Source organism: Allohahella sp. A8 (assembly GCF_047946665.1).
In the GTDB taxonomy this organism is placed as follows: Bacteria; Pseudomonadota; Gammaproteobacteria; order Pseudomonadales; family Oleiphilaceae; genus Allohahella.
The window spans coordinates 1,304,793-1,318,799 of the sequence record NZ_CP172312.1 but is presented as its reverse complement, the minus strand read 5'-3'; the positions used below and the strand labels follow the sequence as shown (position 1 = coordinate 1,318,799).

The following is a 14,007-nucleotide window of genomic DNA, read 5'->3' as shown; positions in this document are numbered from 1 at the left end:
TCTCAACTAAGCTGTATCCAAACAGGCCGGACCAAGAGTGAATATGAAACTGAACTTTCTGAAAGCGTGCTGGGTCGCGCTGGTGGTGGGCACCATTCTCAATCTCATCAACCAGTGGCAGGGGCTCCTTGGCACTGAGCCCGTGAGCGTCATCAGACTGATGCTGACCTACACTGTGCCGTTTTGCGTGTTTCTCTTCGGGCAGTGGAGTGCACTGCATCGTGATCGTGAGCGTGCTGCGACGGAGGCTGAGGCAGTAATACAGCCAGACTTGAAACTGAAACAGCAGGCGGAGGGGGTGATCGCGCTCGGCAAACGGGTCAGCGAAGTGGCCACCCGGGTCAATGTCGCCTCGGGTGAGCGACTTGAGCACATCAAGGTTACCAACCAGGCCATCGAGACGGCTTCACAACATGGGGTGAATATCGAAAAAACTTCGAGTGCGACTGGGGTCGAAATTGCCCAGTTGAATCAGACAGCGATTTCGGTTCAGAAGCACATGCAAAGCCTCATTGCAGAAGTCGTGCGGGCGGCGCAGTGGTCCGGTACGCTTGTGGTGAAAATGGAAACCTTCAGCACCGAATTTAACCAGATCAACGAGATCACCAAGACCATATCCGATATATCGGATCAGACAAACCTGCTCGCGCTCAACGCCGCAATCGAAGCAGCACGAGCCGGCGACCTCGGGCGAGGCTTCGCCGTCGTAGCTGACGAAGTCAAAAGCCTTGCGCAGAAAGCAGGAACCAAGGCGAAAGATATCAACAAGCTCGTTCATGATCTGAGCGCTGTCGAACTTGATCTCTGTGATGAGGCGACAAAATTTTCCCACTCGCTTCAAGCTATCGTTGCTGAGAGCCAGGGCCGGATCAGCGCGCTTTATGAAGCACTGCAGGATGCCGTTCTCCAAGGTCAACATTCAGTCGAGGAAATTTCCAGCCTGACCAGCGTGCAGATCGAAGAGCTGCGCAGGGTGGTTGCGCTCATGCATGATGTTGAACGCAATGCCGAGGCTGCACTCGCGGGCTCAGCCGGCAATATTGCCATCGGCAAGGAAATTGTCGCGGCTGGCGAGGCACTTCTCTTGGCCGCAGAGCCCATCAGAAGAACCGTATAGGAGGCTTTGCACGCGGTGATTTTCGCGCCTTGGAGGAGACACTTCGCAACGCTGACAGCTCATGAGGGCGTCGGCATCTGAAGAATCAGAAACAGGCTCTCGCATTCGGTGCAGCGACGGTTATGCTCTGGTCGACCGTCGCCACAGCCTTCAAGCTCTCGCTCGGCGAGCTCAGTCCTCTGCAGCTAATGCTGGTCGCCTGCGCCACGTCGGTCCTGGTCCTCGCCTGCATACTGACGCTGCAGCGCCGCTGGCAGGCGGTTATCGCGCTCTCGCCCCGGCAGTATCTGATCTCGGTGCTCATGGGTCTGCTCAACCCTGTACTGTATTACCTCGTGCTCTTCGAAGCCTTCGATCGACTGCCGGCACAGGAGGCGCAGCCGCTAAACTATACCTGGGCACTCACCCTCACGTACCTGTCGGTACCACTGCTTGGTCAGAAACTCAGCCGGAGCGACTTGCTGGCGGGCCTCGTTTGCTATAGCGGCGTGGTGGTCATCGCAACCCGTGGTGATCTACTGGGACTTGAATTTTCCGATTCCATCGGTGTGGGAATGGCGCTGGCCAGCACCGTGATCTGGGCGATGTACTGGATCATCAATACTCGTGACACCCGCGACCCGCTGGCGGGTCTCTTCCTGAACTTCCTCTTCGGTCTGCCGTTCATCCTTCTGCTTTGTCTCGCCACGACGGGGCTGCCAAAGGATATTGGCACCGGTGTTCTGGCCGCTGTCTATATCGGCGTGTTTGAAATGGGCATCGCTTTCGTGCTCTGGAGCCGGGCCATGCGACTTGCTGAAAACACCTCCCAGGTCAGCAATCTTATCTTCATCTCGCCTTTCCTGTCGCTCGTGTTCATTCACTTCATTCTTGGTGAAACCATTCGGCCTTCGACCTATATCGGCCTGGTTCTGATCATCATCGGGCTGTGGTGGCAACAGCACGCGCAGTTCCGCTTTTACCGTCGATAATGCGACCAGATTCTCAGTTCGGCTTGTCATTCGCTATAACCTGAGAGGGTTGTACGATCCCGGGTGCGTTGCGCACCCTACCGACAAGAACAAGGAAACCCTAATGTTTTCAACACTCAAAACCATACAAAAGCCAATCCTGTGTCGTGTACTGACAATGTCCGCTGCGCTGCTCCTCGGCTCCGCCGGCGTTCAGACCGCGAGCGCCGCTGATACGCGTCGCGTAATATTCGTCGGCAATAACTGGGAAGGCACTATTGATGTAATTGACAGCGAATCCTATGCACCGATTGGACGCATTAACGCCGTGCCTGACAAGCGCAAGCGTATGACCGAGCTGCTGTTCAACCCAATCCGCCTCATTGGATTCCAGACTGTGAGAAACCTGATCGGCGAAGGCAATGATCAGCTGGTCGACGACATGTACAGCAGCCTGGATGGGCGGCTGCTGGTCATCTCACGCCCCAGCTTTGCCGACGTGGTGGCCATCGAAATGGCAACCGGGAAAATCGCCTGGCGCTTTCAGGTCGAGGGTTTCCGCTCCGACCACATGGCGCTGTCGCCGGATGGCACTGAAGTCGCTGTCTCGGCCTCGACAGGCAAGGTGGTGCATATTCTCGATGTAGAAACCGGCGCCGAGCGCGGTCGCTTCCCGTCAGGCAATTCCCCGCATGAGAATGTGTACTCGAAAGACGGTAAGCTGATTTATCACGCCAGTATCGGGAATGTCTTCACGCCACTCGATTCGAGTTTCTGGGACTCTACCAAGGGTGACCGCGTATTCCAGATCGTAGATGCCAGCTCTCTGGAAATCGTCAAGAAGTTTGATATGGCGGAAAAGCTCGCTGCAGCCGGCTTTCCCGGCTTGAGTCCGGCGGTCCGACCCATGACGCATACTGATGATGAGCGTTATTTCTATTTCCAGCTCTCATTCCTGCATGGCTTCGTTGAATACGATATGGTCCAGGACCGCATCACGAGAAAGGCTGATCTGCCGAATCTGATACCGGATGTGCCGCGACGCGATTACGTCAACGATTCAGCTCATCATGGCATTGCGCTCAGTGGTGACGACAAGACCCTCTGTGTAGCCGGCACCATGAGCGACTACGTAGCGATAGTTTCCAGAGAGACCTTCGAATATGAGCTGCTGATAGATATCGGCACCAAGCCTTACTGGGTGACCACCGATGCCGCTGGCGAGCATTGTTATGTGTCATGGAGCGGCACTGACCAGATGTCGGTGATTTCCTTTGCGACTGGCGAGGAAGTGGCTCGCGTAGATGTCGGTGATCATCCACAGCGGATCCGCGAGGGCTACATTCCTGCCGGTTGGAATCAGTAGAGAGCGATCATTACGGCCAGCCGTTCAGCTGGCCGTTCTCTCAGCCAAAGGCGAAGTGGCTCTTGTCCATGTCCAACACCGAGCTGGTCGGTGCGATGGCGCTGGTATAGTGTGAACCGGCCCTGGGCAGTAAACGTTCGAAGTAGAACTGCGCGGTTTGAATCTTCGCGCGATAGAACTCGTCCGACTCCCGGCCCGCGCCACTGCGCAGCAGTTCACTCGCCTTGTCTGCCTGCAGCGCCCAGAAATAGGCCATCATCACGAAGCCTGAATACATGAGGTAGTCCACCGAGGCCGAACCTACTGCTTCCCGATCCTTGGTTGCGCGCAGCATGATGCGACCGGTAAGGATGTTCCATTCGACGCTGCGCTTGAGCAGGCTTCGCGCCATCTTGCCAATGGCGCCCGGCTGGAGTAGACGACCCCTGGAGAACTTCATCATGGTCAGCGTAAAGTCGCGAACGCATTTGCCCTTCGTCGCCAGCAGCACCTTGCGCCCCAGCAGATCGAGCGCCTGTATACCTGTCGTCCCTTCGTAAAGCGTCGCAATTCGGGCATCACGCGCGATCTGTTCCATGCCGTGTTCGTGGATGTAGCCATGCCCACCGTACACCTGCATACCCAGGTTAGCCGCTTCCAGGCCCATTTCGGTCAGGAAACCCTTGAGGATGGGCGTGTAGAAACCTAGGCAGCTATCTTCCTCCTTCTGCCTGCTGACATCACCATCGAGCACGGCATTGACAAGAAAGTCGGCGATCTTGGCGACGCTGTAGATCATCGCCCGCCCGCCTTCAGCGATGGCCTTCTGTGTCAGCAGCATCCGTCGGACGTCGGGATGCCAGATGAGCGCATCGGCCTTGAAATCAGGATCCTTTTTGCCGGAGAGGGCCCGCATGGAGCGCCGTTCGCTGGCATACTGCAATGCCCGCTGAAACGACGCCTCGGCATGACAGACGCCCTGTATCGCGGTACCGATGCGGGCGGTATTCATGAAGGTGAACATGGCTTCGAGCCCCTTGTTCTCTTCACCCATCATGAACGCCGTCGCCCCATCGAAATTGAGCACTGCGGTTGCCGATGCACGAATACCCATCTTGTGCTCGATTGAGCCACACGCCAGGTCGTTACGTTTCCCGGGCACGCCAGCGGCCGAAACCAGGAACTTGGGCACGATGAACAATGAAATACCACGGGTACCGGCAGGTGCCCCCGTCACACGTGCGAGCACGATATGGATGATGTTGTCGGTCAAATCATGTTCGCCGGCTGAGATAAATATCTTGGTGCCGGTAACTCTGTAGGTGCCGTCGTCCGCAAGTTCAGCCCTGGTCTGTATCTGACCCAGATCGGTGCCGCATTGCGGCTCGGTCAAACACATCGTGCCCGTCCATTCACCGGACACCAGCGATGGCAGGTACATGTCTTTCTGCTCATCACTCCCAAACTGCACAATGGTGTTGATGCAACCGACGCTAAGCCCTGGATACATGGCGAACGACCAGTTGGCGGTGCCCATCATCTCGGACTTTATGGCGCTGATCGACGCTGGTAAGCCCTGGCCGCCATAGGCTTCCGGAAACGAAAGACCCTGCCAGCCGCCGTCGACGAACTGACGGTACGCCTCACGAAAGCCAGTGGGTGTGCTGACCTCACCGTTCTCGAAGCGACAGCCTTCTCGATCGCCAGACAGGTTCAGGGGCGCCAGCACCTCTTCGCACAAGGTCGCTGCGCCTTCGAGAATGGCTTCGACCATATCCGGAGTGGCGTCTGCGCCGTTTGGCAGTGCGGCATAGTGCGACGGGTAATCGAGCACTTCGTTGATCAGGAAGCGCATGTCGCGCAGTGGGGCCTTGTAGTCCATCATCTGTTCAATCCTGCTGAGCGTTGGCAGGAGCAATATTGAATATCGGTGAGAGGGGGTCAAGGTCGAAACTGACTCATTGTCAGGCAATTCCTTGTCATTATCGCCCGATGTGATGCTGTGGGACATTTACCTCATCGATGAGTGAACCTGTTACCGCTGCGCCGACGTAACGGTCGCCTGAATATGAGGCCCGCCTGGACGAGGCAGGCATCCGGCCACACCACTATCGCGTACGCTCTAAGGACCCACCGGCGTAAAAAGGATGTTGAAATGAAGTATTCGCCCAGCGATTCAGACCGCTTCGTGCACAGAGCCTGGAAAGTAGCGCTGATTTTCGCCACGACAATCATCCTGCTGACGACACTCTGGTTTGGGCACGAAGTCCTGCTCATTCTGTTTGCCGGTCTCTTGCTTGCCCTGTTCTATCTCATACCTGTGCAGTGGATCAGCCGCCACACCCCGCTTGGTCACCGCACTGCCCTTGGGCTTGTGATACTCCTGTTGCTGGGTCTATTCGGTCTGTTTGCATTCACCTTTGCATCGAACGTTACCCAGCAGTTCCAGCAACTGGCGGAGGTCGTGCCGAATAGCATCGCCGAGCTCAAGCAGCAGCTCTCCGACCTGCCGATGGCCAACAAGGTCATCGACGAGGTGCAGCAGCAACAGGCCGAGGCCGATGGCAGTCAGATGAGTGAATGGTTCTCGAAAGTGTCTGGCGTGTTCTCGACCACTTTCGGTTCCTTGGTCAATGTGGTCATCATCTTCTTCATTGGCCTTTTCGTCGCCTTTGAACCGCAGACTTACCGAACAATGCTGATCCGCCTGTTTCCGCAGCATCGTCGAGCCTATGCCTCGGAAGTGCTGGACGCACTGGTGGAGAAACTGAGCTGGTGGATGCTTGGTAGAATTGCGTCGATGGCCCTGGTCGGTTTGCTGATAGGGCTTGGCTTATGGGCGCTTGGCATGCCGATGGCCCTCTCGCTCGGCCTGCTGGCCGCGTTACTGGAGTTCATACCGAACTTCGGGCCGATGATGGCAGCGATTCCCGCACTGTTAGTCGCCTACACCCAGGGCGAACCGCAGTTGGTACTGCATGTGGCGATCCTGTATTTCGTCATCCAAGGCATGGAGGGTTACGTGATCACGCCGCTCGTCCAGCGTCAGGCCATCGAAATTCCACCGGCCGTACTAGTGGCGATCCAGGTCAGCCTTGGCCTCTTCGCTGGCGTTCTCGGGCTGCTCCTGGCGGCCCCCGTGGCCGCTGTACTGCTTGTGATGATGAACAAGGTTTACGTGCGCGACTACCTGGGCGACAGAACAGACGACGAGATGGGTGACCTTTCTACCACCCAGGGCGATGATGGGCAGCGTGAGGGCTCAAATTCGGGCTGATGACTTACGCCGGCCCCGGCCCTTGCAATTTAAGCCGACCGCGAAGGTGGGTAGTCTGGCTGGCGTCACCGCGGATTTCGAAGCTCGACCCACTCTCGTCCCGGCTCGCCCAGAGCGCCGCCTTGGCAGGTAGCAACAGTGGAGACTTGAATTCAACTTTCACCTCCGCTGTATCAGTGCGACCTGAGGGCAGCAGTTCGGCCAGAGCGCGGGCCTTGGTCCACATGCCGTGGGCAATAGCGCGGCGGAATCCGAACAGTTTGGCTGACACAGCGGTGAGGTGTATGGGATTGAGATCGCCTGACACCAGGCCATAGCGCCGACCGATGTTGCTGCTGGCCTTGAACGTCGCTGACAGAGCCAGGGGTTCAGAGGCTCCAGGCAATGCGCGGTAAGGGTCGCCCTGCGGGTCCTGCACGCCTATGCGCAGCAGACTCTGGGTGGAAGCCCATACCTCCTGCGTGCCTCGCATGATACGCGACTCCAAGGTGAAGACTTGCCCGCGCCTGTGCGCCATCAAGGTGCCTGTCCACAGCTCTACCATCACACGATCGCCGATATTCAGGGCCTGAAACTGCCGGATATCACTGGCCAGGTGCACGGTACCGAGACCAGACCACGGTGATGCATCGGACGCCATGTATTCGAGCGCAAGGGGGAAGGTAAGCAGCTGCGGATAAGTCAGCGGCACCCCCTGATCAGCACTGAAACCACAGAGTGCGGCATAGCGGGAGAGATGGTCGCCATCGATGCTGACCTCCCGGTCGACATAGCTGGCCGATGGCAGCGTCTCCACCCTGCCCGGTTTCTTTCGTATTGTGCCAAGCACTCGCGCATAGCGGCTCAATGACTCGAAATCGACTGCCTTCATGTTGAGTCCCTTCAGAATATTGTTGTTGGTCAGAAAGCTCGACTTTCGCACAAGATGAAGCTGATTGTCAGCATGGGCAGGCACTTCCAATGGTGCTTCATCACGGGAATTTTACGAAACATTTATGCAAGGTGCGATTTCACTACTAGCCCGTTTACAGGGTTTACCCCTAGGCTGTGCCAACTTATATATCAGAACCCTTCACAGACAACGGTAAGAAGATGGATTCAGCCGCAAGGTCGTCATGGAGTCTGCATCACAGTTGGTACGACTACTTCGCTGCGACCGCGATCATGGCAGCGGCCATGCTGGCCGCCCTGATGATCGATCAGCTTCTGCCACGAACAAACGTATTGCCTGTGCTGCTGGTTGGTGTGCTTATAGCGGCCGTCCGCACAAGCGTAGGTGCTTCGCTCTGGAGCTCGCTACTTGGTTTGTTAGTCTATAACTACTTTTTCACTGAGCCCTATCATACCTTCGTCATCGCTCATCGGGATGACGTTGCGACCGTAGCTTTCTTCCTGCTGCTTTCAAGCGTGACCGGCAATCTCGCTACACGATTACGCCAGCAAATGCTCGCACTGCGCGAAAGCAAGCGACGTATTGGTGATCTGCTTGGCTTGAGTCAGGAAATTGCTGGCGCTGCAGGGGAGCTGGACATCATGAAGGCAGGGGCCATCTTCCTGCATCCCCGTCTGAATAGCGCGATCTGTTGGCTGCAGATCGAGGAGCACGGAGGATGCCGGCAGGTACTTTGTTATCCAGAAACAGAGGACGCGCTGAGCGAGCAGATACTACAGCAGGCTCAAATGCTGATCTCCCCGCGGGGCGAAGCCAGTACGATCGGACCGCGTGAGTGGAGCTCAGAGCTGCAATTGTATACGTTAGCAGCCGCGCAAGGCGAGATTCTGGCAATGCTCGGGCTGTCACTGAATCACAAGAGGGGGCAGGATGCCTGGAGCGAGGCACAGATTACCGGCTACTGCCAGCTGATTGCACAGGCACTTGAACGCGCCCGCCTCTCGTCGCGGCTGGAAGCGGCACGTCTGGATGCAGAAACTGAGCGGCTTCGCTCGGCACTGCTGTCCTCCGTATCACATGATCTGAAAACACCCCTCGCTACGATGATTGGATCGACGTCAAGTCTCCTGCAATACCACGACAGGCTGACGGCTGAGGATCGTATCGAACTCCTTGAAGGGACTTTGCAGGAAGCCGAACGCCTCAATCGCTACGTGGAGAACCTGCTCGATATGACCCGCCTGGGCTATGGCCCGCTCAAGCTCGAACGAGACTGGGTGACCCTCAGTGACATCGTAGGTTCAGCCACTCACCGTCTGCAGTCGGTGCTGGCCCGTTTCAAAGTCGATGTTCGCCTAGCGGACAATATTCCATTGTTGTTTGTCCATGCAGCCCTCATCGAGCAGGCTGTTGTCAATATACTTGAGAACGCCGCCCGCTTTGCCCCAGAAGAATCGCAGATCAGCATTGAGGCTTCGTTACGCGAAGGCGCCCTCCACCTCGATATCGCTGACGAAGGCCCGGGCATTCCCACGGCCGAACGACACAAGGTCTTCGATATGTTCTATAGCGCAGCCAAGGGTGATCGACAAAAGGGGACCGGGCTCGGTCTCGCCATCTGTCATGGCATGATCGGTGCTCACGGTGGCCGGGTGGAGGTATTTGACGGACGCAGCGGCATCGGGACTACCTTTCGTATCAGCCTGCCCTTGCAGCATCAACCCTACCTCCCGGATGACAGCGATGATTAAACGAGCTCTGCGATGATTGCACTGCAGCCCAAAATTCTGGTTATCGATGACGAGCCACAGATTCTGAGATTCCTGAGGATCAGTCTCCGATCCGAAGGGTACCAGTTTCTGGAAGCCGCTGACGGCACCTCCGGACTGGAGGTGGCAGCAATTGAAGATCCCGAAGTCATCGTACTTGATCTTGGCTTGCCCGATATGGATGGGTTTGCCGTGCTGCAGGAGCTCAGGCGGTGGAGCAGAACACCGGTACTCGTGCTCTCAGTCAGGTCGAGCGAACAGGAGAAAGTCAGGGCTCTGGACCTCGGTGCAAACGACTACGTCACCAAGCCATTCGGGATCAAGGAATTCATGGCCCGGCTGCGGGTGTTGATCCGAGATAGCGCGCAAGGAGCGAGCAATCTGGCGCTGAAACAGTTTGACTCGGGTGCTCTGCGGATCGATTTCGTAAAGCGAATCGTGACACTGGCGGGCGAGCCGCTCCACCTGTCGCGGAAAGAGTACGCCTTACTCGGCCTGCTGGCGCGCCATGCCGACCATGTGGTGACCCAGCAATATCTGCTCAGCGAGATCTGGGGCGCGAGCCACAGCGGCGACAGCCACTACCTTCGCATTTTCATCGCGCGGTTGCGACAGAAGCTGCAAGACGATCCGACTCAACCACGCTTCATTCAGACAGAACAAGGGGTGGGCTACCGTCTGGTATCAGAACAGTGAGACTGTTTGTACCCTATTTCAGAGTAGCCTCTGCCGGCCTGCTGCTGCTATCGGCACTCATGCTTGCACCATTGTCGCTGGCATGGAGCGGATTTGGCGGTAGCTATCGTACCTATATGTTGCCCCTGGCCGCCTCATTGACAGCTGGCTTGATTTTTGGGCGCCTGGGCAGTCCAATATCGACACATATCAACCAACGGCAGCTGTTCATCATTACGGCCGGCACCTGGCTGACGGTTCCGCTGTTCGGCATGCTGCCTTTTATTTGCATGGAGGAACCGTTGTCCATTGTGGATGCGGCATTCGAATCTATTTCTGGCATGACGACCACTGGATCAACGGTCATGACAGGACTGGAGCACACTTCGAAAGACATTCTCCTCTGGCGATCCTTACTACAGTGGTATGGCGGAATAGGCATCATTGGCATGACCATCGCAGTCTTACCATCGCTGAAGTCCGGCGGAATGCGCCTGTTCCGCACCGAGTCCTCGGACTGGTCGGAGAAGGAAATACCTCAGATGAAAAACATGCTGAAAGGTATTCTCGTTGCCTATTTCGGACTGAGTATTCTCTGCGCACTCGCCTACTGGCTAGCGGGTATGGATGCTTTCAATGCGATAAATCACATGATGGCCACGGTATCTACTGGGGGCTACTCGACCGCTGACGCTTCATTTGGCCAATTCCCCGGCCATCTACTCAGCTGGGTTGCTGTGCTGTTCATGTTTGCCGGCTCCATGCCTTTCGTACTGTACATCCGGTTGTGGCGGGGGCGGTCTCCCAGGGTGCTATCTGACATTCAAGTCAGAGGGCTTGGGCTCGTCTTCGCCATCGCCGCTGGATTTCTCACTATCGATCTTGTTCTCACCACCGACATGAGTGTGCTGGAAGCGTTCACTGCGAGCACATTCAATGTGATGTCAGTAGTCTCTACCACTGGTTTTGCCAACGCTGACTATGGCCTCTGGGGGCCCGCTGCAGTTGCGATTTTCTTTTTCCTCACTTTTGTCGGCGGCTGCTCAGGATCCACCTCCGGTGGGATAAAAATTTTTCGATTCCAATTATTTTTCCTCATGCTGAAGAGACAGTTCAAGCAGGCTATTCACCCCAATGCGGTGCTTGTGAGCAAGTACGGTACGCGGCTCGTGACCGAGGAAATACTTCAGTCGACCAATGCCTTCGTTTTCTTGCTGATATCGACGCTCGTCGTGCTGACACTCCTCCTCGCGCTGACAGGATTGGACTTTATTACCAGCATAACTGGTGCTTCAACGGCGCTCATGAACGTGGGGCCAGGCCTGGGCGACATAATCGGACCTGCGGGCAACTTTCACAGCCTGCCGGATTCAGCCAAGACGATACTGATGACCGGTATGATTCTGGGCCGTCTCGAATTCACAGCAATCATGATCATCTTTACGCGCGTATTCTGGAGGGGCTAGCCCGTCTTTAATGTCGGCACTCGTCCTACAATCTGGTAGACACAACTGTTATCGGTTAGTTTCAGATGCAGATCATCAACACACTCGTCCATCGGTAACGTTTCAAGACCATGCCACAGCCCCGGCCGGAATCGCATATTCACGACAGCACGTTCAAACAGCTGCTGCACTTCACCCACCGCGTCATCGTCAATTTTTTACGCAATCACGGCATACTGCTGGCCGGTGGTGTTGGCTACAACGTATTGCTGTCTGCCGTGCCGCTACTGGCCGTCCTCGGCGTGTTGCTCGCAACCATCGTCGAAGAAAAGCAGTTGCTCGAAGTCATGGCCGTGCAGGCAGCACATTTTTCACCAGCCCACGCCGGTTTACTGCTGGAAGCCGTTCGGGAGTTTCTCGCTTCGAGGGATATCATCGGCATCGTGAGTTTTCCTGTTCTGCTGTTTTTCAGCTCCTTTGCCTTCCGCATGCTCGAAGACTCGATCGCCATCATCTTTCATGAAGCGGATAACCCGCGCCGCAAGATGTGGATTTCAGCGATACTGCCCTATGTCTTCATCACGGTACTCGGCCTTGGCCTCCTGACGCTTACTGTGCTGTTTACGCTGGTCAACTCGGCTTACGAAGAGCCTGGCTTGCTCTTGTACATTCTTAGTTTCGTTGGTGTGTTCATACTGTTCAGTGCCATTTACAAGTTTCTCCCCATTGTAAAGGTGGCGCCGCGGCGTGCCATCATAGGGGGGCTCGTTGCTGCGGTACTATGGGAAGCTACTCGCCTGCTGCTGATGTACTACTTCACGAATGTTTCGCTCGTGGGCGTCGTGTATGGCTCGCTGGCCACCATTATCATCATCCTGATCAGTCTCGAAATCGGCTCGATCATTCTCTTACTGGGTGCCCAGGTGATTGCCGAGCTGGAGCGGAGCCACCGAGCCGGACTGCCCTGGCACACCGCGCCCGGCGGCGACGCTGAGCTGCACGCACGCCCCGTCAACATCTAGCTTTATCACGGTTTTTGATGGGTACTTGGAGCTTCAGCTGGTGTTGGGTGGGCCGCCTGGCTTTACCGAAACAACCGGTCTGGTATAGTAGAATAACCCATTTGAGAAAAGACCTGAATTTTCAACTTGATAGCTGACGGGTCTGGTATAAGATATCTAAACCAGTAAGGTTCCACATGAAAGCAATATTTGACGGGTGACACAGACATGACGACTAAGGGATCCAGCTCAGTAGTGCCACAATCGCTCATTATGCAGCTCTACGAAAGCTATCAGCAGATGGCGGATTGCTGTTTGACGCTGGAAGCCGCGGTGCGAGCCGACAAGGATGAATACCCCGTTTACATCCCCACTTTCGGTACCAGCGAGGATGAGCACATGTCACAGGCCGCAAGGGAAGCAGCAATCGACGCCATGACGCAGTTATACATGCGGGAGGAGAATGAGCCGCTGGTGGGCGAAGGCATACTGTGCGCCTCTTCAGACACCGTCGAGGCAGCCGAGAAGCTCAACGCAGCAAAACTGGCTTTCAAGGCTGCAGTGATGGCTGTCCGTAACTATGGGACATCGAAAGGGGCGCCGGTGGATCGCGTCACCAAACTGATCAATGATGAAGTGCTTGAAAAAGGCTACCGCACTGAAGCGCTGAAAAAGGCCATGGGCACGGCAGGTATCAGTGCGCTGGATCTCAAGCGCTGCTATGCCCAGATTAGAATAATGCCCCCTCACCTTGATGTGTTCAGCTGGACGTGGGCGACTAATCACACCCGCATCAAGAAGATCTCGGTCGAAGACGCATTGGAAATGGCCCGCAGCCTGCCCGAGTCGCAACGCGCCGCGGCAGCGACAGCCGAGGCGCTCCTGGCGACCTGCCGTCCCGGTGAGATGCTGGTAAAGAAGGTGCCCTTGCGCAATCAGCTTAGGGCCAACTATGCCTATCGTGAGGACGACCGTATAGTCCGCAAGGCCTGCCCTATTTCAGGCGTAGTGATTGCCCAGCAGAAAATAATGCCGAGAAAGCTGTGGCGAGACGACCCTGCCACGCTGGAAAGCGAGACACCCCGCCTTCCCCGCGTTTCAGGAATCGCAAATGAACCCTTCATACAGGCGCTGGATCTGTACCGCTACGCCCGCTGAAGGGGGAAGAATTACTGGTTCAGAGGCTCCTGGGCTGGGGGCTCGTCCCGAGCGCCCTGAGGCTGCTCCATGACATCGCCAGGCACCGTTACCCCTTCCTGCTCGACACCGACCTGTCGATCAGATGCCTGCCCTTCCAAACTCGACTCGCCAGCCGCTGGCATATCGTCCTGTTGTTCACAACCTGTAAACGCTGCCAGTGAAAGTGCCAAAACACTGATGGCGCCAATTTTCGATACGTTCATGCTCGTTCTCCTTGGGTGGAACTCCTTGGTCTGAACTCGCAGGTACGCATGGGTCTATTGCGCGGATTCATGATACGTAGAAGACCTGTCGGGTCTGGTATAGTATTTGTATTATGGGATTGGTAGTGAGGAG

The 14,007-nt window shown here is 56.2% G+C and carries 12 protein-coding genes; 9 read left to right on the top strand and 3 right to left on the bottom strand.

Features of this window, described 5'->3' with window-relative positions; genetic code table 11:
* Positions 1–43: 43 nt before the first annotated feature.
* From nrtS to ACH3PB_RS06135, 3 genes are all read left to right on the top strand, one after another.
* Positions 44–1,117 carry a nitrate/nitrite transporter NrtS gene (nrtS, locus tag ACH3PB_RS06145; RefSeq protein WP_416398578.1) on the top strand — a complete coding sequence of 358 codons (1,074 nt, stop codon included), beginning with the start codon at positions 44–46 and terminating at the stop codon, positions 1,115–1,117.
* A gap of 122 nt (positions 1,118–1,239) precedes the next feature.
* The gene (locus tag ACH3PB_RS06140; RefSeq protein WP_416398577.1) at positions 1,240–2,088 is read left to right on the top strand and encodes a DMT family transporter; all 849 of its coding nucleotides are present in this window, start codon (positions 1,240–1,242) and stop codon (positions 2,086–2,088) included.
* Between the two features lie 103 nt (positions 2,089–2,191).
* Positions 2,192–3,433 carry a YncE family protein gene (locus tag ACH3PB_RS06135; RefSeq protein WP_416398576.1) on the top strand — a complete coding sequence of 414 codons (1,242 nt, stop codon included), beginning with the start codon at positions 2,192–2,194 and terminating at the stop codon, positions 3,431–3,433.
* 40 nt (positions 3,434–3,473) lie between these two features.
* On the opposite strand, the gene ACH3PB_RS06130 is transcribed toward ACH3PB_RS06135, so the two are convergent.
* On the bottom strand, positions 3,474–5,297 hold the full coding sequence (locus tag ACH3PB_RS06130) for an acyl-CoA dehydrogenase C-terminal domain-containing protein (protein ID WP_416399423.1): 1,824 nt from the start codon (positions 5,295–5,297) through the stop codon (positions 3,474–3,476).
* A 270-nt stretch (positions 5,298–5,567) separates the two neighbouring features.
* Here ACH3PB_RS06130 and ACH3PB_RS06125 point away from each other — a divergent pair, with 270 nt between their 5' ends.
* The gene (locus tag ACH3PB_RS06125; protein WP_416398575.1) at positions 5,568–6,689 is read left to right on the top strand and encodes an AI-2E family transporter; all 1,122 of its coding nucleotides are present in this window, start codon (positions 5,568–5,570) and stop codon (positions 6,687–6,689) included.
* Positions 6,690–6,693: 4 nt separating this feature from the next.
* Here ACH3PB_RS06125 and ACH3PB_RS06120 read toward each other — a convergent pair whose 3' ends face one another.
* A complete protein-coding gene (locus tag ACH3PB_RS06120) occupies positions 6,694–7,644 on the bottom strand; it encodes a MaoC/PaaZ C-terminal domain-containing protein (RefSeq protein ID WP_416398574.1) in 951 nt (316 codons plus the stop codon).
* A 137-nt stretch (positions 7,645–7,781) separates the two neighbouring features.
* On the opposite strand from ACH3PB_RS06120, the gene ACH3PB_RS06115 reads away from it, so the two are divergent.
* The 5 genes from ACH3PB_RS06115 to ACH3PB_RS06095 all read left to right on the top strand — a co-directional run bounded on the left by ACH3PB_RS06115 (position 7,782) and on the right by ACH3PB_RS06095 (position 13,629).
* Positions 7,782–9,332 carry a DUF4118 domain-containing protein gene (locus tag ACH3PB_RS06115; RefSeq protein ID WP_416398573.1) on the top strand — a complete coding sequence of 517 codons (1,551 nt, stop codon included), beginning with the start codon at positions 7,782–7,784 and terminating at the stop codon, positions 9,330–9,332.
* A gap of 12 nt (positions 9,333–9,344) precedes the next feature.
* Complete coding sequence (locus ACH3PB_RS06110; RefSeq protein ID WP_416398572.1) at positions 9,345–10,046, top strand: response regulator; 702 nt, start codon at positions 9,345–9,347, stop codon at positions 10,044–10,046.
* Complete coding sequence (locus tag ACH3PB_RS06105) at positions 10,043–11,491, top strand: TrkH family potassium uptake protein (protein ID WP_416398571.1); 1,449 nt, start codon at positions 10,043–10,045, stop codon at positions 11,489–11,491. Before ACH3PB_RS06110 ends, ACH3PB_RS06105 begins: the two co-directional genes overlap by 4 nt.
* Positions 11,492–11,601: 110 nt before the next feature.
* Positions 11,602–12,492: a YihY/virulence factor BrkB family protein gene (locus tag ACH3PB_RS06100; protein WP_416398570.1), complete on the top strand. Its 891-nt coding sequence runs from the start codon at positions 11,602–11,604 to the stop codon at positions 12,490–12,492.
* 207 nt (positions 12,493–12,699) lie between these two features.
* Positions 12,700–13,629 carry a hypothetical protein gene (locus tag ACH3PB_RS06095; protein WP_416398569.1) on the top strand — a complete coding sequence of 310 codons (930 nt, stop codon included), beginning with the start codon at positions 12,700–12,702 and terminating at the stop codon, positions 13,627–13,629.
* An 11-nt stretch (positions 13,630–13,640) separates the two neighbouring features.
* Here the strand turns inward: ACH3PB_RS06095 and ACH3PB_RS06090 are convergent, their stop codons facing one another.
* Positions 13,641–13,874, bottom strand: coding sequence for a hypothetical protein (locus ACH3PB_RS06090; RefSeq protein WP_416398568.1), 234 nt, complete (start codon positions 13,872–13,874; stop codon positions 13,641–13,643).
* Between the last annotated feature and the right edge of the window lie 133 nt (positions 13,875–14,007).

Excerpts from the sequence above, each read along its gene's own strand:
- nrtS (WP_416398578.1), top strand. The coding sequence starts at position 44 with ATGAAACTGAACTTTCTGAAAGCGTGCTGGGTCGCGCTGGTGGTGGGC.
- ACH3PB_RS06140 (WP_416398577.1), top strand. The coding sequence starts at position 1,240 with ATGCTCTGGTCGACCGTCGCCACAGCCTTCAAGCTCTCGCTCGGCGAG.
- ACH3PB_RS06135 (WP_416398576.1), top strand. The coding sequence starts at position 2,192 with ATGTTTTCAACACTCAAAACCATACAAAAGCCAATCCTGTGTCGTGTA.
- ACH3PB_RS06130 (WP_416399423.1), bottom strand. The coding sequence starts at position 5,297 with ATGATGGACTACAAGGCCCCACTGCGCGACATGCGCTTCCTGATCAAC.
- ACH3PB_RS06125 (WP_416398575.1), top strand. The coding sequence starts at position 5,568 with ATGAAGTATTCGCCCAGCGATTCAGACCGCTTCGTGCACAGAGCCTGG.
- ACH3PB_RS06115 (WP_416398573.1), top strand. The coding sequence starts at position 7,782 with ATGGATTCAGCCGCAAGGTCGTCATGGAGTCTGCATCACAGTTGGTAC.
- ACH3PB_RS06110 (WP_416398572.1), top strand. The coding sequence starts at position 9,345 with ATGATTGCACTGCAGCCCAAAATTCTGGTTATCGATGACGAGCCACAG.
- ACH3PB_RS06100 (WP_416398570.1), top strand. The coding sequence starts at position 11,602 with ATGCCACAGCCCCGGCCGGAATCGCATATTCACGACAGCACGTTCAAA.
- ACH3PB_RS06095 (WP_416398569.1), top strand. The coding sequence starts at position 12,700 with ATGACGACTAAGGGATCCAGCTCAGTAGTGCCACAATCGCTCATTATG.
- ACH3PB_RS06090 (WP_416398568.1), bottom strand. The coding sequence starts at position 13,874 with ATGAACGTATCGAAAATTGGCGCCATCAGTGTTTTGGCACTTTCACTG.